We start from the raw sequence: 19656 nt of genomic DNA, 5'->3' as shown, positions 1-19656 counted from the left end.
AATCACTCCTTGTAGTCTTATATTCTTTTATTATAAAAGAAAAGGCAGAAAACGAAAAATCGTTTTCTGCCTTTATGTAATGTTATTATTTTGTTTGTTCTTTACTAATTGACATAATAAAGAATCCGACAAGACCACCAACTAGTGGAAGAGAAATCATTCCTGCAAGTGTAAAGTACTTGCTTAAAAATAGTCCATTTACATCCATAAACCAACCAGCAACAAATAGTAACATCATGTATAATACGAAGTAAAACTCGCGATTTGAAATCATTTCACGTTGTGCAGTTTTCATTATCAACACCATCCTTTATTCATTATAATGGAATTGAAAATGTCACAATTTAGAAGATAAACTGTCACATTTTGTTCACAATTTAATTGTAAAACTTTCCAAGCTATTTGTCTAGTAGTTTGTGTCGAATTTTTGAACAAAAATAAAGCGCTCTCATTAGACGAGGAAGTTAAATACATATATGATGAGAATAAGTATGAAATAATAGAGAGGGGCAGATATATATGAAAGTTTATGATTTTTCTGCAAAAACAATTACAGGGGAAGAAAAATCGTTACGAGAGTATGAAGGTAAAGTTCTTCTCATTGTAAATGTTGCAAGTAAATGTGGATTTACACCGCAATATAAAGGGTTACAAGCCATTTATGAAAAGTATAAAGAGCAAGGATTCGAAATCTTAGGTTTCCCATGTAACCAATTTGGAGGACAAGAACCAGGTACAGAAGAGGAGATTACAAGTTTTTGTGAATTAAATTACGGTGTATCCTTTCCGATGTTCACTAAAGTTGATGTAAAAGGTGATAACACGCATCCACTATATACATATATGACGGAGCAGGCACCGGGCATACTTGGTATGAAGGCAGTAAAGTGGAACTTTACGAAATTTTTAATAGGGCGTGATGGGAAAGTAATTGATCGTTTTGCGCCGCAGACGAAGCCGGAAGAGTTAGAGAAGGAGATTGAAAAGGTATTATAAGTTACTATTTTCTATAAAGAGTGGGAAGGAGTTTGTTCGAAAATAGCATGTTTTGTTTTTTCACCTTCCTAGAAAAAGTATTTGAAATAAAGAAAAACGTTTACTTTTTTGATTTTACATAACCAGCTGCTTGAGCATCAGCTTCTGAACAGAACCAAACGATATTATCTTTTGTAGAATCATAATATTGACCTCCAGGAACATGATATTTTTTAGAATTAGCATTTCCTTTAATTTGACCTTTACAAGAAGTATTTGTTTCTTTATCATCACTAGGATTGTTTTGGAAAGGTTGACCATTAGATCCACCATGATTGCTAGTAGCTGAGGACGCTACAGTACTTTTCTTTTGTGAAGCTTGCTCAGCAGCTTGACGTTGTTGCTCTTCCTGCTGTTTACGAGCTTGTTCCTCAGCTTGACGCTTTTGCTCTTCCTGTTGCTTTTGAGCTTGTTCCTCAGCTTGACGCTTTTGTTCTTCCTGTTGCTTTTGAGCTTGTTCCTCAGCTTGGCGCTTTTGCTCTTCTTGTTGCTTTTGAGCTTGTTCCTCAGCTTGGCGCTTTTGCTCTTCTTGTTGTTTTAGAGCTTGTTCTTCAGCTTGACGCTTTTGTTCTTCCTGTTGCTTTTGAGCTTGTTCCTCAGCTTGACGCTTTTCACCTTCTTGCTTACGAGTCTTCTCGTCTGCTTCTTTCTTTTCTGCATCTTTTTTATCTTCTTTTTCAGTTGCAATTTTTTTATCTTTTGCTGTTACTTTCTCAGCAGAAGGAGTTGCGATACTTGTAAATACCCCAAAAGCTATAAATAAAACAGCTGTAATTAAAAACTGTTTCTTCGCCATACCAGTTTTCTTAATGATAGATAAGATTGCTAAGACAAGAAAGAAAATAAATAGGATTAAACATACATTAGCGAAAAAGTTAATAATAGGATGATCTGTTTTTTCAGTGCTTGTTATCATGACTAAAAATGAAATAATAAAACAAATAACCGCAGGTCTACCATATGTCATTGCTTTACCATCTTTCTTAAAGAATGAAATAATGCATAAGGTCAGTAGAATAAGAGCTATTAAAAATAAAATTGTACCGATATTACTCCAAAATGTCATTTTTATCCCTCCGTTTGTAAGATTTTCTTTATTGATTATATAGGAACTTAGTAGAAATTATATGATTTTCATTTAAAATAAGAAAATTAAATTAATTTCCAGGGATGTGTAGTAAATTCGTAGATTATCTAAAGGGAGGATAAATGAAATTACAATTGTAAGGTGATAATAAAGTCATTTAATAATAGACACTAAAGGATTTAGTATCGGTCTTTCTAACTCATTTATAATAATGAGTTAGAATATTCGGTAATCAAATATGTAACTAATATGCAGGTGAGTGATAAATTTGATAAAATTAGAGTATTTTACAACCTAGAAGAATTTCCGTGGGCCCCAGCAGATATACCAAATGTAGAAAAGAGAAAAGTTAGTATAAGGATATTGTTTCATATAGAGAAATAAAAAGTGCCACCTCGTACTTGATAAAGGGTGGCACTTTTGTATGTTTTATCAAACACCTTTAAAACTGTTCATTCTTCTCCCAAGATTCCACAATATAATGAGCAATTGTCGGATTAAATCCTTTTCCAACTAAGAACATAATTGCAGCAACCTCTGTCATAGCATGTTTTGCTGATGTATGTTTCGCCTCATTCATTCCATACTCTACCCATGGTTTTACGAAGTCTAACACAGGTTTCTTTAAAGATAAAAATTGTGTACCGACAACTTGTTGGATTTGTTGTTGTGTTGGCTCAGTAGGAATAGCTGTAGTAGGAGCTGGTGGCAAGATTTGTGGTTGGGTTGGATCTAATGTTGGTGTTGGTGGTGAAACGCGTGTATCCTGGTATGGTTGATACATTTGTGGTTGCTGATATGGAGCTTGTGGAGCTACGTAAGGATTCTGTTGGTACTGAGTTTCCTGACCTGGTTGTGTTACGTATGGATTTTGATGGTGTTGAGTTTCATGAGGTTGCTGAGCTGTATATGGATTTTGATGGTATTGAGCTTCTTGAGTTTGTTGTGCTAAGTATGAATTCTGTTGATATTGAAATTCTTGTTGTTGTGGTTCTTGTTCTTCAAAATGCTGCTCTTGATATCGTTGTTCTTGATTTTGAGGATAGTATGGTTGCTCTGGATAAGAGTATTTATTATTGTAGAACATTTTTATTTCCTCCTTCATGATCGTACGTACAAAACAGTCTATGGGCGGACAAGAAAATATGTGATGAAAAAATGAGAGCGTGTTACAATAAGAAATTGGGTGAAGATAAATGAAAAAACAAGAAAAAATACAAAAAACAGTTGCTTTTGTAAGGAATATTTTAGAAACAGATGCTAGTGGACATGATTGGTATCATATTGAACGTGTACATAAATTGGCGATTTCTTTGTCTGAAAAAGAAGGTGGGGATCGTTTTGTAATTGAGATGGCAGCTTTACTTCATGATGTAGCGGATGAGAAGTTAAATGAAAGTGAAGAAGCTGGTATGAAAAAAGTTTCTGATTGGCTAGAAGGATTGAATGTTACTGAAGAAGAAAATGAACATATCCTTCATATTATTACGAATATGTCATATAAAGGTGGACATGGTGGTAATATAGAAACTTTGGAAGGAAAGGTTGTTCAAGATGCGGATCGATTAGATGCACTTGGTGCAATTGGTATTGCTCGTACGTTTGCTTACGGCGGTGCAAAAGGTCGTTTAATGTATGACCCAAATATTCCACCCCGTGAAGTAATGACGAAAGAAGAGTATCGAAAAAATAATGATCCATCGTTAAATCATTTCTATGAAAAGCTTTTGAAGTTGAAAGATTTGATGAATACAGAGGCTGCAAAAAAAGAGGCTGAAGTTCGTCATCGCTATATGGAAGAGTTTATCGAACAATTTATGAAAGAGTGGAATGCACAAATATGAAAATGCTAACAGTAGAAAACGTATCAAAATCATATGGGGATAAACCATTATTTGATGGATTATCATTTAGTATTGCAGAGGGACAACGTGCAGGGATTATTGGTGTAAACGGTACAGGGAAATCTACATTATTAAAAATTATTGCGGGGATAGAGATTCCTGATACAGGTGATATGACGCATACGCGTGGGTATACAATTAGCTATTTATCACAGCAACCGGATTTTAATGAAAATTTAACAGTGCTTGAGCAAATATTCCACGGTGATACGCCGCTAATTCGCCTTCTTCGTGAATACGAACAAGCGTTATTAAACATAGAAAAAGACCCGAGTAATGAAAAAGTGCAAGAACAATTATTTGCAGTGCAGCAACGTATGGATGCGATGAATGCATGGGAAGCAAATGCGAATGCGAAGTCGCTTTTAACGAAACTCGGAATTACAGATTTCACTGCAACTGTGGGGAACTTATCTGGTGGACAAAAAAAACGTATTGCAATGGCACAGTGCTTTATTGAAACACCTGATTTATTAATTTTAGATGAGCCAACAAACCATCTTGATCATGAAACAGTCGAATGGTTAGAAGAATATTTAGCACGGTATACTGGAGCAGTTTTACTTGTAACACATGATCGTTATTTTTTAGACCGTGTTACAAATCGTATTTTTGAGCTAGATAATGGTAATTTGTATAGCTATGAAGGAAACTATAGTACATTTTTAGAAGCGAAGGCACTTCGTGAGGAACAAGAGTTAGCACAAGAATCAAAGCGCCAAAATCTATATCGCCGTGAACTTGCTTGGATTCGCCGCGGTGCGAAAGCTCGTTCTACAAAACAAAAAGCACGTATTCAGCGGTTCGAAGAGTTGAAAGAACAAGAAGGTCCAGCAGCGAAGCAATCTGTTGATATTTCACTCAGCGGGAGTCGCTTAGGAAAGAAAGTGCTTGAGTTAAAAGATGTAACGAAGAAATTTGGTGAAAAAACGGTATTACATAATTTTAATCATATTGTGAAACCAGGCGATCGAATTGGTATTATTGGGGCTAATGGTAGCGGGAAATCATCTTTATTAAATATGCTTGCAGGCAAATTATCACCTGACAGTGGTGAAATTGAAGTTGGACAAACTGTGAAAGTTGCTTATTATACGCAAGAAAATGAAGAGATGAATTTAAATCAACGTATGATTGAATATATTAAAGAAATTGCAGAAGTCATTCATACAACAGATGGTAAAGTCATTGGAGTATCCCAAATGCTTGAGCGTTTCTTATTCCAACCGCATTCACATGGAACACCACTTGGTAAACTATCTGGTGGTGAAAGAAGACGTCTGTATTTATTACGTCTTTTAATGGGAGAGCCGAATGTACTTCTATTAGATGAGCCGACCAACGATTTAGATACACAAACGTTAACAGTACTAGAAGACTATTTAGAAGATTTCCCAGGTGTCGTTCTTACGGTATCGCATGATCGCTACTTCTTAGATAAAGTAGTAGATGAATTATTTATCTTTACTGGTGGCGGAGAAGTTCGTGAATTCCTAGGAAGCTATAGTGATTACCTAGATATACAAAAGGCGCAAGAACTATTAGAAAAAGTAGAAGTACAGAAAGAAAAGAAAGTGGAAGAAGCTCCAAAGCAACAACGTAAACGTAAACTTTCCTATCACGAACAACGTGAATGGGAAACCATTGAAGATACGATTGCAGGGCTTGAAGAGAAGCTTGAAACGATTGGAGAAGAACTTGCGAATGTAGGTTCTGATTTTACAAAAGCACAGGAGCTTTCTGAAGCGCAGCAGCAAACAGAAGAAGAACTGGAAAAAGCAATGGAACGCTGGAGCGAACTGTCTGACATCGTTGAAGGTTTAAAATAAAAACAAGCTGCATATATTGAAATGTAAAGAGAAAAACTTTACACTATTGGTAGAACATATTTTAGGAGGGAAAAAATGAGAACATCTAATCCAATGTTGAAAAAAGAAAACTTTCGTAAACAAGGAGCAAGTACGTCTGCGATGACAATTGGCGGAGCTGTAGGCAAAACATTTATTATGCTTGTCTTGCTTCTTGCAACGTCTGTCTATTCATACATACAGATGTATACGGGGAAAATGCAAATGCCAGTTTTAATTGGAGCATTAATTGTGGCTGCAATTATCGCATTTGCGGCTATCTTCTTCCCGAAAATGGCACCTATTACAGCACCTATTTATGCAGCTGTTGAAGGGATTGTCTTGGGAAGCATTTCAGCGGTATATGCGATTCGTTTTGACAACTCTATTATTTTAAATGCTGTATTACTAACAATTTCAATTTTATTTGCAATGTTAGTTTTATACGCAACTCGTGTTGTAAAGGTAACGGATAAGTTCCGTACAGGCATAATGGCCGCAACGCTTGGGATTTTGGTTATGTACTTGATCGTTTTTCTATTAAACATGTTTGGTGTTACTGTTCCGTATATTCACCAAGGTGGAACAATTGGCATCATCATTAGTGCAGTTGTGATTATCGTTGCTGCATTAAATCTATTACTAGACTTCGATTTAATCGAAAATGGCGCACGTAGTGGAGCTCCAAAATATATGGAGTGGTACAGTGCGATGGGTCTAATGATGACATTAGTATGGTTGTACTTAGAAATTCTTCGTTTCGTTTCTTACTTTGCGAAAAATGACTAATTGAAAGAAATCCTGCATGATTGAAACATGCAGGATTTCTTTTTGTATTTTTTTAGATTTAAAGTGATGATTTCTTTTTAGAAATATATTATTTTGCATTTTTTACCTATCTTCTATTTTTTTCTACAATAAAGAAAAAATGTGAGGTGGTATAAATATGATGAATCGAGTTGTATTAATCGGAAGATTGACAAAAGATCCAGAACTATACTACACAAAGCAAGGGATTGCTTATGCACGTATATGCGTTGCGGTAAATAGAGGGTTTCGAAATAGCCTAGGAGAGCAGCAAGCAGATTACATTTACTGCGTCGTCTGGAGAAAATCGGCTGAGAATGTATCAGATTATTGTCAAAAGGGATCGCTAGTTGGGATTACAGGCCGTATTCACACGAGTAATTACGATAATGAACAGGGGAAGAGAGTGTATAAAACAGAAGTTGTGATTGAAAGAATTACGTTTTTGGAGCGGAAGAAAGAGGAAGCTTCACGGTAGAGAAAGGAGGTATAAACAAAAACTTGGTGTAATTACCAGATAACTATTATTTTTCATTAATCCCTTCCTATAAGTAACTGTCGAGAGATAAAAATATCGTTTTTGGGATGCTTCAAAACCTGAGATTAGTGGGCATATGAGATGATTCCTAGTAGAGAAAATCTAACCCCCTTGTTCAATATGGACAAGGGGGTTTTTGTTTAAAGAAAGTATAACTTTTCGATTGCTTTTGCAAGATGTACTGGCGGAAAAAATGACATACGTAGCCAAAACTTTAATTGTTCATTTTTTTGAAAAAAATCGACTTTCAATTGTAGTAGCCTGTATAAATCTTTTTCAGGATTTTGTGAATCAATTTTACTTAAGTATTGAAGTTTTGAAGCTAGTTCAGTTTCTTTTGTATCACGTAACACATGAAGAAAAAGGTCATCTTTTCCTTTAAAATGTGTGTAAATGGATTGCTTTTTCATGCCGGCTTTTTCAGCTATTAAAGAAAGGGGTGTTCCTTCATAACCATGAATTGTGAAATATTTTAGAGCTGCACCCTTAATTTTATTACTGTTCAATAAAATCACCTCAAATTTTACGGACATTCGTCAGTTATGTTAGCGAATTAAATAAATGTATGTAAGCGGAAATTCTATTTTGATATCTAAACAAATAATTTTAAAGATTTATATTCAATCTAATTAGGAAAAACTTTAAAAGAAGGGGAAAGGATGTTAGGAGGCGAATGGCATCTGCCCGTATTGTTGTTATTTATATGGTGTCGAAGGGTACGGTTTCTTAAATATAAAAAGAGTGCATTCTAAGAAGAAACAATATTGCATTAAAATTTTAGCTCTTCACTTCGTTTTATATACATCGTAATGTGGGTCTAACCTGGAATAGGTCTTAAGTCTGATTTGAAAACGGTTCTTAAGCTCGTTATGGAAAACTAAAAAAATAGTTAAGATAAGAGTATCAAATCGAAGGGAGGCAAGCACAAGATGAAACAATTTCTAACGTTTATCGCAGCCGGTATTTTGGCTTTAATTGCTCTTGGTAGTCTTGCTGGTATTGTAGGATTCGCAATTGGAGCAGGGATTGCGTACTGGAGCTATAAATCATTTGTGCGAGCACAATCATTTTTTGGAAAGTTAGCTTGGGGTATTTTCGGTTTAATCGGCTTGTCAATCGCCCTTTCTCATTCCCCAGCATTGATCGGTATTGTAGCAGTAGTAGTACTATACTACGGATACCGTGAGTGGAAAAAAGAAAAAGATGTAGTAGTTGATTCTGCTTCAGAAAGTTCTAAACGATATAGCAACTTTGAAGATGAGTGGAACAAGTTAATGAAAAACTAATATAAAATAACTGAAATCATAAAGTAGAAGAGAGGAAGATTAGAATGAAACAATCTTTATTCAGACGTGTACGCGATGCAATTTTAGCAGATTTTCATAATGTATTAGATGAGAAGGGAAGAAAAAATCCAATCGCTATGTTAAACCAATATTTACGCGATAGCGAGCGTGAAGTAACAAAAATTGAGAAATTAATCGAGCGTCATAAAACATTAAAATCTAACTTTGCTCGTGAACTTGAGCAGGCTCGTTATTTCGTAAATAAGCGATCAAAGCAGGCGATCATTGCACAAGAAGCAGGAGAAATGCAATTGCATGAACGTGCATTAGAAGAAGTAGCATACTATGAAGGGCAAGTATCACGTTTAGAAGAGATGTATGCAGGTGTAGTGGAGCAAATTGATGAGTTAGAACGCCGTCTTTCTGAAATGAAAAATAAGCTAAAAGAAATGAATGCAAAGCGTATGGAATTGATGGCACGTGAAAATATGGCCCATGTGAACCGTCGTATGAATACGGCTCTTCATAAAATGGATGAGAATAATCCGTTCTTACGATTTGAAGAAATTGAAGATCACATTCGTGATTTAGAGCTTCGCATGAATGAAGATCATGAACGTGATACATTTGATATGAAAATTGCAAAACTTGAGCGCGACATGAAAGAAAAGGATGAAGTATCTTTAACAAAATAATTGTAGTACATCATAAAATGAGTTTATGGTGGTAGAAAAAAGGTGTTGCAAAGCAATACCTTTTTTTATTTATCCCGTATTAACGGGCAGTAAGACCCTCATCCTAAAATTCAGCGAAAGCAAGAAAGGTAGGGGCTGATTAAAGTTATTATCAATCTACCTTTTTTGAGCGGAAGAGAGAAGGAACATGATACTAAAAAGGGGTATATCAATAGGGGCAGTTGTTACATGATATTCACCAATTCTATTAAGACTATAATTGTGATTAGAAAAAGCAAGCGTCTCAGTAGGAGTATAGCGATAGAACATGTTACAATACAGCTAAGAACAAGCAATAAAGGAGAGTTTATTTACGTGAAGATTAAAGCAATTGAACCGACGCCAAGTCCAAATACGATGAAAGTTATCTTAAATGAAGTGTTACCATCAGGAGCACGTAATAATTATACAAACGAAAATGCAGAACAAGCACCAGAGCAAGTGCAACACATTTTAAAAATCGAAGGTATTAAAGGTGTATACCATGTTGCGGACTTTTTAGCGGTAGAGCGAAATGCGAAGTATGACTGGAAAGTACTTTTGCAACAAGTTCGCGCTGTATTTGGAGAAGAAGTTACTGAAGAAGATGAGAGGGAACAACTTTCGCATTTTGGTGAAGTGAAAGTATTCATTCAAATGTTCTTTACAATTCCAATGCAGGTGAAATTAACAGATGGAATAACGGAAGAACGAGTGGGATTACCAGACCATTTTAAAGAAGCGATTATGAAAGTACAAATGTCTGCACCTAACGTTGTCAAAGAGCGTAAATGGGTGGAACAAAGTACACGTTATGGCAATTTTGAAGAAATCGGAAAAGAAGTTGTGGAAGAAATTGTAGCTGCTTATCCAGAGGAACGCGTTGAAAAAACTGTAAAAGAATTATTAGATCAAGCGGGCGCTAAAGAAGTAACGATTGCAAAGCGTGAACCATATAAAGTAACGGAGGAAATGATGGTGGATCCTGATTGGAAAAATCGTTATGCAGCGCTTGAGCAAATGGATCCAACAGAAGAAGATATTCCTGTATTGAAGAAAGCGCTAGAAGATGAGAAAGTATCTATCCGTCGTTTAGCAACAGCGTACTTAGGTATGGTAAAAGGTGATGAAGTATTACCATTACTGTATAAAGCTTTACTAGATCGTTCTGTAAGTGTACGCCGCACTGCGGGTGATTGCTTATCAGATGTAGGAGATCCAGCAGCGATGTTTGTTATGATTAAAGCACTTAAAGATCCAAGTAAATTGGTGCGTTGGCGTGCGGCGATGTTCTTATTTGAACTTGGTGATGAAAGTGCAATTCCAGCACTACGCGTAGCGCAAGATGATCCAGAGTTCGAAGTAGCAATGCAATCTCGTCTAGCATTAGAACGTATTGAAGGCGGAGAAGAAGCGAAAGGATCTGTTTGGAAACAAATGACGGAGTCTCGCAAAGGAGAATAATCATATGATCGTTTTCTATGATAGTAGGTGTCCGATGTGCACGGCAGTCGCAGAGCGTACAAAGAAGCTTGATAAAAAAGATACGATGAAGTTTGCCTCTTTTCGTGATAAAGATGTTGTAGAGGAGTATCAACTTTCTACAGAGTTACAAGAGAAGATGGAACAAAGGCTTTACATTTTAAAAAATAACAAATGGTATGACGGGATTGGTAGCGTATATGTTTTAGCAAAAGCTGTGCCGTCATACTGGTTTGTGGTTCCTTTTATCAAGTTATCTATTTTGCTTGGATTTGGAAATAAAGTGTATGATTATATTGCAAATAGAAGAAAACTTGTACCAGTTGGTCACTGTCGCGGGGGGATTTGTGAAATTCCATCAAAAAAATGATGGTAACGCTATCTTTCTTTTGCACCTATTATAAGAGCGTGATATGATGAATTTGGAATGAAAGTTGAAGGAGAGATTACAAGATGTCAAATGCATACGAAGAATATATGCGTCAAATGGTAATTCCAATGCGTCAAGAGTTAGTGCGTGCTGGATTTGAAGAATTAACTACAGAAGAAACTGTAAAAGAATATATGGAAAATGCGAAAGGTACAACATTAGTTGTCGTAAACTCTGTTTGCGGATGTGCAGCTGGTTTAGCGCGTCCATCAGCTGGTCAAGCGGTTGTACGTTCCGAAAAACAACCAGACCATCTTGTAACTGTATTTGCAGGACAAGATAAAGACGCAACAGCTACAATGCGTGAGTACTTCGGAGATATTCCTCCATCTTCACCATCTATGGCGTTACTAAAAGGAAACGAAGTTGTTCACTTCATTCATCGTCATGAAATTGAAGGAGCAACAATGGAAGAGATTATTAATAACTTAGAACAAGCTTTTGAAAAGCATTGCTAAAAAGGGGGAGTGATTCTCCCTTTTTTCTTTATATATTGAGGTGAAAAGATGATTGTGACAACAGCAGGACGAACGAATAAGGAAATGACAACATATGCAAAAGAGGTAGCGGAAGAATTACAATGCTCTTTTGTAGTACGGAATGATATATCGGTATACAAGCTACATGAGCGGTTTGAACAAGATGTACTCGTTGTAGGAAAGAATCGATTAGCAATTTATCCAAAAGGTACAGAAGAATCGTTCTTTTTTCATCCTAATTCTGCAATGTTTCGTGTGAAAAGATTAATGCGGGGAGAACATGATCCATTTGTACAAGCTGCAAAATTAGAAAAAGGAATGACGGTGTTAGATTGTACGCTTGGTATGGCATCAGATAGTGTTGTTGCAAGCTATGTTGTTGGAGAAGAAGGAGCTATAACGGGGCTTGAGGGAAATTGTTACATGGTTTATATAATGAATAAAGGTTTAAAGCAGTGGTGTGCGGGTATTTCAGAAATCGATGAAGCGATGCGTAGAATTAGAGTGAAGAAAACCGAGCATTTTGATTTCTTAAAGCGCTGCGAAGACAACAGTTATGACGTTGTTTATCTGGATCCAATGTTTGAAGAAACGGTAATTGAATCAGATGGGATTCGTGGCTTAAAACACTTTGCTTTATATAATGATGTCACAGATGAAACAATTGCAGAAGCAAAGCGTGTTGCTAGAAAACGTGTTGTCTTAAAAGATCATTTCCGTAGTACACGATTTGAGCGACATAACTTCTTAGTATATAAGCGAAAAAGTGCGAAATTCCATTTTGGTGTAATTGAACCTTGCTAATTATTTGAAAAGATGTATAATAAGCAATAATCAATTATATATGATGTCGTAGATGAAGAGAGTAGTCCTTCTTCAGAAGGAAAGCGAGCTAGGGATGGTGAGAGCCTAGTACGGAGAAGAGGATGAAGCGCACTTCGGAGACGCTGCTTGAAATGAATAGTAGAGTAAGCTGGGGCCCCCTGTCCTCGTTATAAACGGGAAAGTGGTTCTTCGGAACAACAAGGGTGGTACCACGGGTGATAACTCGTCTCTTTTTTAGAGACGGGTTTTTTGTGTTTAAAAAAATAAGGAGGGAGTAACATGGAATATAAAATTCAATTAGCAAAAAGTTTATTTGAAATATTAAAATCAGAATTATCATTGGAACAAATTACAGGTTTAATTGAAACTCCGAAGCAAGATGAATTTGGAGATGCAGCTTTTCCATGCTTTATGCTTGCAAAGCAATATAAAAAAGCACCAGCAGTTATCGCAAAGGAAATCACGGAGAAATTAGATAATCCATTCTTTACGAAAGTGAAGGCAGTTGGACCGTATGTGAATGTATTTTTCAACCGTGACATAGTAAGCGATGAAGTATTAAAAACGATTTTAGCTGAAAAAGAAGAATATGGACAGGGGCATTTTGGGCGAGAAAAAACAGTGGTAATCGATTACTCTTCACCAAATATCGCGAAACCGTTCTCCATGGGGCATTTACGTTCAACGATGATTGGGAATTCTTTAAAACATATTGCTGAAAAGTGTGGATATGAGGTTGTAGGAATCAATTATATTGGTGATTGGGGAACGCAGTTTGGGAAATTAATTACTGCATATAAAAAATGGGGAAATGAAGAGCTTGTAAAAGAAGATCCGATTCGCGAACTATTCAAATTATATGTTCATTTCCACGAAGAAGTGAAAGAGCATCTAGAGCTAGAAGAAGAAGGTCGTGCATGGTTTAAGAAATTAGAAGACGGTGATGAAGAAGCAGTTTTTTTATGGAATTGGTTCCGTCATGAATCTTTAAAAGAATTCTCTCGTATTTATGAACTTCTTGGTGTTGAATTTACAAACTTCCAAGGAGAGGCTTTCTATAATGATAAAATGGACGGTTTTGTTGAAATTTTAGAAGGAAAAGGGTTATTAGAAGAATCGGATGGAGCGCAAGTTGTTAATTTAGAAAAAGAAGATATGCCGCCATGTTTAATTAAAAAATCAGATGGAGCTACACTTTATGCAACGCGCGATTTAACAGCGGCACTATATCGTCAAAACACATATGAATTTGATAAAGCGCTGTATGTAGTGGGAGCAGAACAAAGCTTACACTTCACACAATTTTTCACTGTATTAAAGAAACTTGGTTATAACTGGGTAGATGGTATGGCTCATGTACCATTTGGACTCATTTTAAAAGATGGTAAAAAAATGTCCACACGTAAGGGGGAAGTAGTATTACTTGAGGAAGTATTAGAAGAAGCGATTACGCTTGCAGAGCAAAATATTGAAGAGAAAAATCCGGACTTAAAGCAAAAAGAGGAAGTTGCTAAGCAAGTTGGTGTCGGGGCAGTCATTTTCCATGATTTGAAAAATGAACGTATGCATAATATTGAATTCTCTTTAGAAAAAATGCTGAAGTTCGAAGGGGAAACAGGACCATATGTTCAATATACACATGCACGCGCTTGCTCCATCTTACGAAAAGAAAATGCTGAATTTGAAACAGAAGCGTTTCAATTAAACGATGATCATAGTTGGAGTACGATAAAATTATTAAATAGATTTCCACAAGTCGTTGAAACAGCCTTCTTTAAAAATGAACCGTCACATATTGCGAAGTATTTGTTAGATGTAGCACAAGCATTTAATAAATATTATGGAAATGTTCGTATTTTAGAAGAGGATAAAGAAAAGGAAAGTAGACTTGCACTTGTTTATGCAGTAACGATTGTGTTAAAAGAAGGATTGCGTTTACTTGGAATGGGTGCTCCGAAAGAGATGTAAATGAGTACAATTTTATCGTGCTATTTGTGGACAGTAAAACTCCGAAGAAATAAGAGGTGGGAGATAAACTACCCGTAAAAGCCAAATTGATGAAGGCTAATAATCGGAGGGAATGAAGGAAACCTTCACTGATTATTAACCTTCACTTTATATTATTTACAATATATCTAAAAAAGATAGAGATATATTGTAAAATTAGTATTAAGCTTTACAAGTGAAAAAGGTCAAAAAGAAGCTTAGGAAACTGAAAATTAAGAAATTACAAACTGGAAAATAGGGGGACTTTAATGAGAAAAATGATATTATATAGCGATCAAGTACAAGAAGATAGAAAATTGGATTATGAGCTTTTAAGGTTATTAAATAAAGAAAATCCTTCAATAGCATATCTTCGATCATCTTCAGATGAAACAGGAAAGTATTTTAATAATGTAGTTAAATATTATAGAGATTTAGGAATTAGTAAAGTAGAATATTTTGATTTAGATAAAGAATACGATGAAAGAAAGGTTAATAACATATTTAATTATGATGCAATACATCTTTCAGGTGGAAATACATTTCGCTTTTTAAATTCCCTAAGAAAAAGAAATTTATTGCATTCATTAAAATCTTATGTGGAAAATGGTGGGGTTTTAATTGGTGTTAGTGCAGGTAGTATAATATCTACTAAAAGTATTGATACAGCTCAATTTGTAGACCAGGATAGTATAGGACTAGAGGATAGAAGCTCTTTAGGTTTTGTAGATTTTGATTTTATGCCTCATTGGAGTGAGGAGCAAAGTGAAAAATATTTAGGATTATTAAAGGATTATTCTAAGCTGGAAAATAGGACAATTTATGCTTGTAAAGATGGTGATGGGATAGTTATTGATGGAGAAGATATTAAATTGATTGGAAATGTTATAAAAATCTAATTTGGTTTCAATTTATCAAATACATTTTGTCTAAATAAGCTGAACAAATTTCTAGATACATTAAGAACTTATGGACATGAAAAAATGTTTTTATATCTAGAAAATATTTTTATCATTTGCTCAAAGAAGGGAACGAAATCAGCACTTTCAATATAAACAGAAGGAGGTAGCTCAATTGAAAGAGTATGATTGGGATAATAAGTTGGAGTATTTGAGAAATACAAGGGATCTATATTATAACGATGATTATCTAAGTTTTTTGGTGAATTCAGTTTGGAAAATCTCTAAACCAGTTCATATTGTTGACTATGGTTGTGGATATGGTTATTTAGGTCTGAAACTATTACCTCTGTTACCAATAGGGTCTAGATATACAGGAATTGATAAGGGGAAGAAACTAATTAATAAAGCAAGAGAGTTATTCCGAATTCTTCCATATGAAGCAGACTTTCTTGAGGCAGATGTTACTGAAATTGAATTAGAAAGTAAGTATGATATAGCAGTATGTCATGCTTTTTTAATACATATGAACGATCCAAAGACAATGTTACAAAAAATGATAGACTCGGTCGTTGATGAAGGTAATATCATATGCTTTGAACCACATTGGATTTCGAATATGTCTTCGTATAGTCTTAACAATCTAGAGCAATCAGAAATTGTTCAGATTGGTGTTCTTCAAAAATTATTTGAAAAAGATGCAAAGCGAAATGGTAAAGATGGAAACATCGGTATTAAATTACCAACATATCTAAGTGAGCTAGGGGTAGAAAATATTGAGTGTAGAGTTAGTGATAAGATTAATTTTCTTAATGTTAATGAGGATCAAAGAGATAAACAGCAATTGTATCAATCACTCAAGGAAGAGGGAATCGGTAATACTCCTGCTGAAAAAGAAGAATTCATTGAACGTTTAGTAAACCGAGGATTGGCATATAATGAAGCGATGGCGCAATACGAAGCAGAATTACAACTCTCTAAAGAATTCACTATAGATTCTTCTTTAGTATATGCTCCAAGTATGAAAATTACTTTTGGCATAGTGAAAAGCAAGTAATGTAAATAAAGAAATGAGTTAGGACTTCTAACGCTGTATACATGTTAGAAGTCTTATTTTTTTAGTTTGATAGTATTTTCTAAAAGAAAATATGTCAAAATCGTGTACGAATGAAAATAGATTCGAAATTAATTTTGAAAACCTTGCTTAAATCACCCATCTCCTATGGAAAAACAGAGATAGTCTTGTTATGATAACAAGCATAGTCCTTTTTTATAACTCGAATAGATAGAATTGTGGGAAAAGTTAGAGAAAAGGACACGCACAAGGGAGGAACAACATGAAGCGTGTTGCTTGGTTTACTGATAGTACAACTGCAAACTTTACAACAAGTACAGATAATTTTGTTATACCGATTGAAATTGTTATTAATGGAACGGCTTACAAAGACTGTGAAGAAGGTGTTCGTGAACGTGTCTACGATGCATTAAAACAGGGTATAACTGTAACTACGTCACAACCTAATTTTGGAGATATGGTTGCACTCTTCTCTAAATGTAAAGAAGAATATGAAGAGGGATTTGCAATCACAATTAGTGGAAAAGTAAGTGGCACTTATCAAAATATGATACTTGCAGCAGAAATGGCAGGATTTCCTCTAGTTGTAATAGATAGTGAAACAACGAGTTATCCAATGGATGAAATTTTAACAAAAGCGCAAACGTTATACCGTAAGGGTATGACTTTACAAGATATACAAAAGACAATACAACATGTGGAACGTAGTCCTTATTATGTATTTCCAAAGGATTTGAAAGGTCTATATGCAAGTGGACGTGTGAAAGGTGTACAATTTATACTAGGCAGTCTACTAAGTGTAAACCTAATTCTAGAAGTAAAACATGGCGAACTTGTGTTGGAGAAGAAAGTTCGTAAAATACAAAAATGTAAAGAATATATGCGAAGCGAACTTGAAAAAGAAATACCGAAAGTAGTCCATGTTTTCCATGCGAATGATGAAGAAGGGGCAGAAGAATGGATTGCTGATTTCAGAGCAGTATTTCCTGAAATGAAGTTTTTAATTTACCCACTTCCTATATCTTTTGCTGTTCATGCAGGTGCTGGAACAATTGCGATTAGCTTTTCGAAAGGAAAAAACCGTGAATAATTCACGGTTTTTTTGATGCTTTCGTTTTTAGTTTTATGTAAATGGAAATAATTCAGAGAATAAGAGATGAAATGTTTTAGTAATAAGTATAGGATGAATTTGTATTCATATAACGAAAAACACGCTATTCTTTTTATAGAAGTATACAGAAAAGATGGTGTTTTTATAAATCTATTAAATTCTGATAAGCTACAATTATTTTCTAAAGAATTAGAGCAACATATGTCACCATATAAAGGAGAATAGGAACTTGCAAAAAATCGAAAGAATATCAAATCGGATTTTATACTTACCACCGTATCAAGAAACGGATCGACCAATTTTAGCAGCAGTTACAGGAGCAAAAAAGACATTATTAATTGATGCTGGAAACTCACCTAAACATGCTAATTTATTTCTTAAACAATTAGAAGAAGTACATATTAAAGGCGACTTTCTTGTTCTCACTCACTCAGATTGGGATCATGTATTCGGGATGAGCGCAATAGATATACCAATGATTGCTCATTATAAAACTCACGAAAAAATTAAAAGGCTTCAGAATTTATCATGGGAAGATAAATACTTGGATCAGCGCGTTAAAGAAGGAATAGAAATTCCATTTTGTGCGGAAGCAATAAAGAAAGAGTTGGGTCATCAGAGAGAGGTGTTTCTTCCAATACCTGATATTACATTTGATAAACAAATGTCTATTAATTTAGGAGAAGTAACTGTTGTAATTGAACATGTGGGTGGCGATCACGCTGATGATTGTACTGTTATTTATATTCCTGAAGAAAAAGTTCTTTTTCTAGGGGATTGCATGTACGCAAATCTCTACTCAAAAAAATGGAGTTATACCATTAAAAATACCTTGCAGCTAGTTAAGCAGCTTGAAAAATATGACGCAGACATTTTTTTCTTATCTCATCACGATAAGCCCGTTTATAAAGAGGAATTCCAATTGAAAATTAATTTTTTAAAAGATACAGCATTTCTGACGGGAAAATATAAGGGGAATGAAAAAGCCATTATTAAAGAGCTTGCAAAGGGGCTGCAAAGAAAATTAAATGCTGAAGAAATTGAAACTATCAATTTTTTTGTTAATGGATACTGTATAGAAAGATTTTAATAGAAAGCATGTTAAAAAGCCCAGGAATTTTTGTTTCTGGGCTTTGTTTCTTTACTTGTTTATTAAAGTGTTGTATCTTTTCATGGCTATAACCTAATTTTGTTTTTTCATTTTCCACAAAAACAAGCACAGATAACATAAAAGAAGAACACTGAATATGTAGAAAGTATTTGTTAATCCAAATAAATCGGATAAACTTCCGCTAAGCATCGGTCCGAAAAACATACCAATTGAGTAGGCTGTATTATAGATTGTAAAAAGTATTCCATATGCATGAACTCCATTTTTGTCTGCGAGATATGTAAGTTCTGGTAAAGCAGGTGCGAGTAAAAGGCTAAAACTAATTCCAAGGATAGCAAGTACAAATATTTCAAGGGCGGTATGAGAAACAATCACTGTAAATGGGAAACATAAAGCAGCCAAAGCTATGCCTACTGCCATCGTTTGTTTTCTGCCAATTTTAGTTGAAAGTGTGCCAATGATTGGTGCGGTAAATCCATATGCGAGAGTTGGAACGGCAAATAGGAGTCCGATTGTCCCAGGGCTAAGGTGTAAGGTGTCTTGTAAGTAGAGAGGAAGAGTTGGCTCTAAAGCGCTAGGTAAGGCCGATCCTAGAATAATAATACCGATCATAATAAATAGGGAACGCATATTCAAGATAGATCGATAGCTAATTCGTTGGTTTGAGCTGGATGTTGGTTCATTATGAAGTAATGTTATTCGTAATATACCATCAATGAGTGCAATACTGGCAGCTATAATAAAGGGAAGATGATACCCTCCCCATTGATAAAGTGCCCCGCCGATTGTTGGACCAAGGAGCATCCCAGCTGCTTGTCCCGATAAAGCGAGACCCATGGCCTTTCCGCGTTCTTGCAGAGGGAACACATCTGCTAGAAGTGCTAATCCAGCTGTCCATGTTGCCGCTGCAGATATACCTTGTAGCATTCTTGCGAGTACGAGCAACCAGAAACTATTTGCAAGTCCGAATAATAGAGTCGCTTTTCTTATTTTTAAACAATAATTTAAATAATATTGCCTATTTTCAAGATTTATATAAGA

At 35.2% G+C, this 19656-nt stretch carries 21 protein-coding genes and 1 other annotated feature; of the genes, 16 read left to right on the top strand and 5 right to left on the bottom strand.

From position 1 onward, the window contains the following. Positions 1 to 85: 85 nt before the first annotated feature. Positions 86 to 295: a DUF3925 family protein gene (locus ACM6HU_RS19010; RefSeq protein ID WP_006094670.1), complete on the bottom strand. Its 210-nt coding sequence runs from the start codon at positions 293 to 295 to the stop codon at positions 86 to 88. Between the two features lie 224 nt (positions 296 to 519). On the opposite strand from ACM6HU_RS19010, the gene ACM6HU_RS19005 reads away from it, so the two are divergent. After that, positions 520 to 996: a glutathione peroxidase gene (locus ACM6HU_RS19005; protein WP_016114652.1), complete on the top strand. Its 477-nt coding sequence runs from the start codon at positions 520 to 522 to the stop codon at positions 994 to 996. Positions 997 to 1096: 100 nt separating this feature from the next. On the opposite strand, the gene ACM6HU_RS19000 is transcribed toward ACM6HU_RS19005, so the two are convergent. Further along, positions 1097 to 2101 carry a cell envelope integrity/translocation protein TolA gene (locus ACM6HU_RS19000; RefSeq protein WP_016114653.1) on the bottom strand — a complete coding sequence of 335 codons (1005 nt, stop codon included), beginning with the start codon at positions 2099 to 2101 and terminating at the stop codon, positions 1097 to 1099. Between the two features lie 463 nt (positions 2102 to 2564). Further along, positions 2565 to 3209, bottom strand: a complete 645-nt coding sequence (locus ACM6HU_RS18995) for a hypothetical protein (protein ID WP_016114654.1) — start codon at positions 3207 to 3209, stop codon at positions 2565 to 2567. Positions 3210 to 3318: 109 nt separating this feature from the next. On the opposite strand from ACM6HU_RS18995, the gene ACM6HU_RS18990 reads away from it, so the two are divergent. The 4 genes from ACM6HU_RS18990 to ACM6HU_RS18975 all read left to right on the top strand — a co-directional run bounded on the left by ACM6HU_RS18990 (position 3319) and on the right by ACM6HU_RS18975 (position 7158). Next, the gene (locus ACM6HU_RS18990) at positions 3319 to 3966 is read left to right on the top strand and encodes an HD domain-containing protein (protein ID WP_016114655.1); all 648 of its coding nucleotides are present in this window, start codon (positions 3319 to 3321) and stop codon (positions 3964 to 3966) included. Further along, the gene (locus tag ACM6HU_RS18985; protein ID WP_016114656.1) at positions 3963 to 5855 is read left to right on the top strand and encodes an ABC-F family ATP-binding cassette domain-containing protein; all 1893 of its coding nucleotides are present in this window, start codon (positions 3963 to 3965) and stop codon (positions 5853 to 5855) included. Before ACM6HU_RS18990 ends, ACM6HU_RS18985 begins: the two co-directional genes overlap by 4 nt. Positions 5856 to 5930: 75 nt before the next feature. Next, positions 5931 to 6662, top strand: a complete 732-nt coding sequence (locus tag ACM6HU_RS18980) for a Bax inhibitor-1/YccA family membrane protein (RefSeq protein WP_016114657.1) — start codon at positions 5931 to 5933, stop codon at positions 6660 to 6662. A gap of 157 nt (positions 6663 to 6819) precedes the next feature. Next, positions 6820 to 7158, top strand: a complete 339-nt coding sequence (locus tag ACM6HU_RS18975; protein WP_016114658.1) for a single-stranded DNA-binding protein — start codon at positions 6820 to 6822, stop codon at positions 7156 to 7158. 200 nt (positions 7159 to 7358) lie between these two features. Here ACM6HU_RS18975 and ACM6HU_RS18970 read toward each other — a convergent pair whose 3' ends face one another. Further along, positions 7359 to 7724: a TetR/AcrR family transcriptional regulator gene (locus ACM6HU_RS18970; RefSeq protein ID WP_016114659.1), complete on the bottom strand. Its 366-nt coding sequence runs from the start codon at positions 7722 to 7724 to the stop codon at positions 7359 to 7361. Between the two features lie 423 nt (positions 7725 to 8147). On the opposite strand from ACM6HU_RS18970, the gene ACM6HU_RS18965 reads away from it, so the two are divergent. The 11 genes from ACM6HU_RS18965 (at position 8148) to ACM6HU_RS18915 (ending at position 18594) form a co-directional block, all read left to right on the top strand. Continuing rightward, positions 8148 to 8504: a hypothetical protein gene (locus ACM6HU_RS18965; RefSeq protein ID WP_003197275.1), complete on the top strand. Its 357-nt coding sequence runs from the start codon at positions 8148 to 8150 to the stop codon at positions 8502 to 8504. A gap of 44 nt (positions 8505 to 8548) precedes the next feature. After that, entirely contained in the window at positions 8549 to 9199 is a 651-nt protein-coding gene (locus ACM6HU_RS18960) for a PspA/IM30 family protein (RefSeq protein WP_016114660.1), read from the top strand. A 354-nt stretch (positions 9200 to 9553) separates the two neighbouring features. Then, entirely contained in the window at positions 9554 to 10681 is a 1128-nt protein-coding gene (locus ACM6HU_RS18955; protein ID WP_016114661.1) for a conserved virulence factor C family protein, read from the top strand. Between the two features lie 4 nt (positions 10682 to 10685). Further along, positions 10686 to 11069, top strand: coding sequence for a thiol-disulfide oxidoreductase DCC family protein (locus ACM6HU_RS18950; RefSeq protein WP_016114662.1), 384 nt, complete (start codon positions 10686 to 10688; stop codon positions 11067 to 11069). An 83-nt stretch (positions 11070 to 11152) separates the two neighbouring features. Next, on the top strand, positions 11153 to 11587 hold the full coding sequence (locus tag ACM6HU_RS18945) for a BrxA/BrxB family bacilliredoxin (RefSeq protein ID WP_016114663.1): 435 nt from the start codon (positions 11153 to 11155) through the stop codon (positions 11585 to 11587). A 48-nt stretch (positions 11588 to 11635) separates the two neighbouring features. After that, positions 11636 to 12412, top strand: coding sequence for a class I SAM-dependent methyltransferase (locus ACM6HU_RS18940; protein WP_016114664.1), 777 nt, complete (start codon positions 11636 to 11638; stop codon positions 12410 to 12412). Between the two features lie 40 nt (positions 12413 to 12452). After that, positions 12453 to 12667, top strand: a binding site (T-box leader). Positions 12668 to 12712: 45 nt separating this feature from the next. Beyond that, positions 12713 to 14401, top strand: a complete 1689-nt coding sequence (gene argS / locus ACM6HU_RS18935; RefSeq protein ID WP_016114665.1) for an arginine--tRNA ligase — start codon at positions 12713 to 12715, stop codon at positions 14399 to 14401. Positions 14402 to 14688: 287 nt separating this feature from the next. Then, positions 14689 to 15318 (top strand): Type 1 glutamine amidotransferase-like domain-containing protein, encoded by a 630-nt coding sequence (locus tag ACM6HU_RS18930; protein WP_016114666.1) that lies wholly within the window; start codon positions 14689 to 14691, stop codon positions 15316 to 15318. 175 nt (positions 15319 to 15493) lie between these two features. Then, positions 15494 to 16375 carry a methyltransferase domain-containing protein gene (locus tag ACM6HU_RS18925; RefSeq protein WP_016114667.1) on the top strand — a complete coding sequence of 294 codons (882 nt, stop codon included), beginning with the start codon at positions 15494 to 15496 and terminating at the stop codon, positions 16373 to 16375. Positions 16376 to 16655: 280 nt separating this feature from the next. Next, positions 16656 to 17483: a DegV family protein gene (locus ACM6HU_RS18920; protein WP_016114668.1), complete on the top strand. Its 828-nt coding sequence runs from the start codon at positions 16656 to 16658 to the stop codon at positions 17481 to 17483. A 250-nt stretch (positions 17484 to 17733) separates the two neighbouring features. Further along, a complete protein-coding gene (locus ACM6HU_RS18915; protein WP_088093893.1) occupies positions 17734 to 18594 on the top strand; it encodes an MBL fold metallo-hydrolase in 861 nt (286 codons plus the stop codon). A 93-nt stretch (positions 18595 to 18687) separates the two neighbouring features. Here ACM6HU_RS18915 and ACM6HU_RS18910 read toward each other — a convergent pair whose 3' ends face one another. Then, on the bottom strand, positions 18688 to 19605 hold the full coding sequence (locus ACM6HU_RS18910) for an MFS transporter (RefSeq protein WP_255255001.1): 918 nt from the start codon (positions 19603 to 19605) through the stop codon (positions 18688 to 18690). Positions 19606 to 19656: the final 51 nt, after the last annotated feature.

The organism is Bacillus sp. IT-79MI2 (genome assembly GCF_949768135.1).
GTDB lineage: Bacteria > Bacillota > Bacilli > Bacillales > Bacillaceae_G > Bacillus_A > Bacillus_A pseudomycoides.
Note: the sequence above shows the minus strand (reverse complement) of the source record. Positions and strands in the feature narration are given on the sequence as shown.

Excerpts from the sequence above, each read along its gene's own strand:
- ACM6HU_RS19000 (WP_016114653.1), bottom strand. The coding sequence starts at position 2,101 with ATGACATTTTGGAGTAATATCGGTACAATTTTATTTTTAATAGCTCTT.
- ACM6HU_RS19010 (WP_006094670.1), bottom strand. The coding sequence starts at position 295 with ATGAAAACTGCACAACGTGAAATGATTTCAAATCGCGAGTTTTACTTC.
- ACM6HU_RS18920 (WP_016114668.1), top strand. The coding sequence starts at position 16,656 with ATGAAGCGTGTTGCTTGGTTTACTGATAGTACAACTGCAAACTTTACA.
- ACM6HU_RS18980 (WP_016114657.1), top strand. The coding sequence starts at position 5,931 with ATGAGAACATCTAATCCAATGTTGAAAAAAGAAAACTTTCGTAAACAA.
- ACM6HU_RS18930 (WP_016114666.1), top strand. The coding sequence starts at position 14,689 with ATGAGAAAAATGATATTATATAGCGATCAAGTACAAGAAGATAGAAAA.
- ACM6HU_RS18960 (WP_016114660.1), top strand. The coding sequence starts at position 8,549 with ATGAAACAATCTTTATTCAGACGTGTACGCGATGCAATTTTAGCAGAT.
- ACM6HU_RS18940 (WP_016114664.1), top strand. The coding sequence starts at position 11,636 with ATGATTGTGACAACAGCAGGACGAACGAATAAGGAAATGACAACATAT.
- ACM6HU_RS18995 (WP_016114654.1), bottom strand. The coding sequence starts at position 3,209 with ATGTTCTACAATAATAAATACTCTTATCCAGAGCAACCATACTATCCT.
- ACM6HU_RS18990 (WP_016114655.1), top strand. The coding sequence starts at position 3,319 with ATGAAAAAACAAGAAAAAATACAAAAAACAGTTGCTTTTGTAAGGAAT.
- ACM6HU_RS18965 (WP_003197275.1), top strand. The coding sequence starts at position 8,148 with ATGAAACAATTTCTAACGTTTATCGCAGCCGGTATTTTGGCTTTAATT.
- argS (WP_016114665.1), top strand. The coding sequence starts at position 12,713 with ATGGAATATAAAATTCAATTAGCAAAAAGTTTATTTGAAATATTAAAA.
- ACM6HU_RS19005 (WP_016114652.1), top strand. The coding sequence starts at position 520 with ATGAAAGTTTATGATTTTTCTGCAAAAACAATTACAGGGGAAGAAAAA.
- ACM6HU_RS18950 (WP_016114662.1), top strand. The coding sequence starts at position 10,686 with ATGATCGTTTTCTATGATAGTAGGTGTCCGATGTGCACGGCAGTCGCA.
- ACM6HU_RS18985 (WP_016114656.1), top strand. The coding sequence starts at position 3,963 with ATGAAAATGCTAACAGTAGAAAACGTATCAAAATCATATGGGGATAAA.
- ACM6HU_RS18975 (WP_016114658.1), top strand. The coding sequence starts at position 6,820 with ATGATGAATCGAGTTGTATTAATCGGAAGATTGACAAAAGATCCAGAA.
- ACM6HU_RS18945 (WP_016114663.1), top strand. The coding sequence starts at position 11,153 with ATGTCAAATGCATACGAAGAATATATGCGTCAAATGGTAATTCCAATG.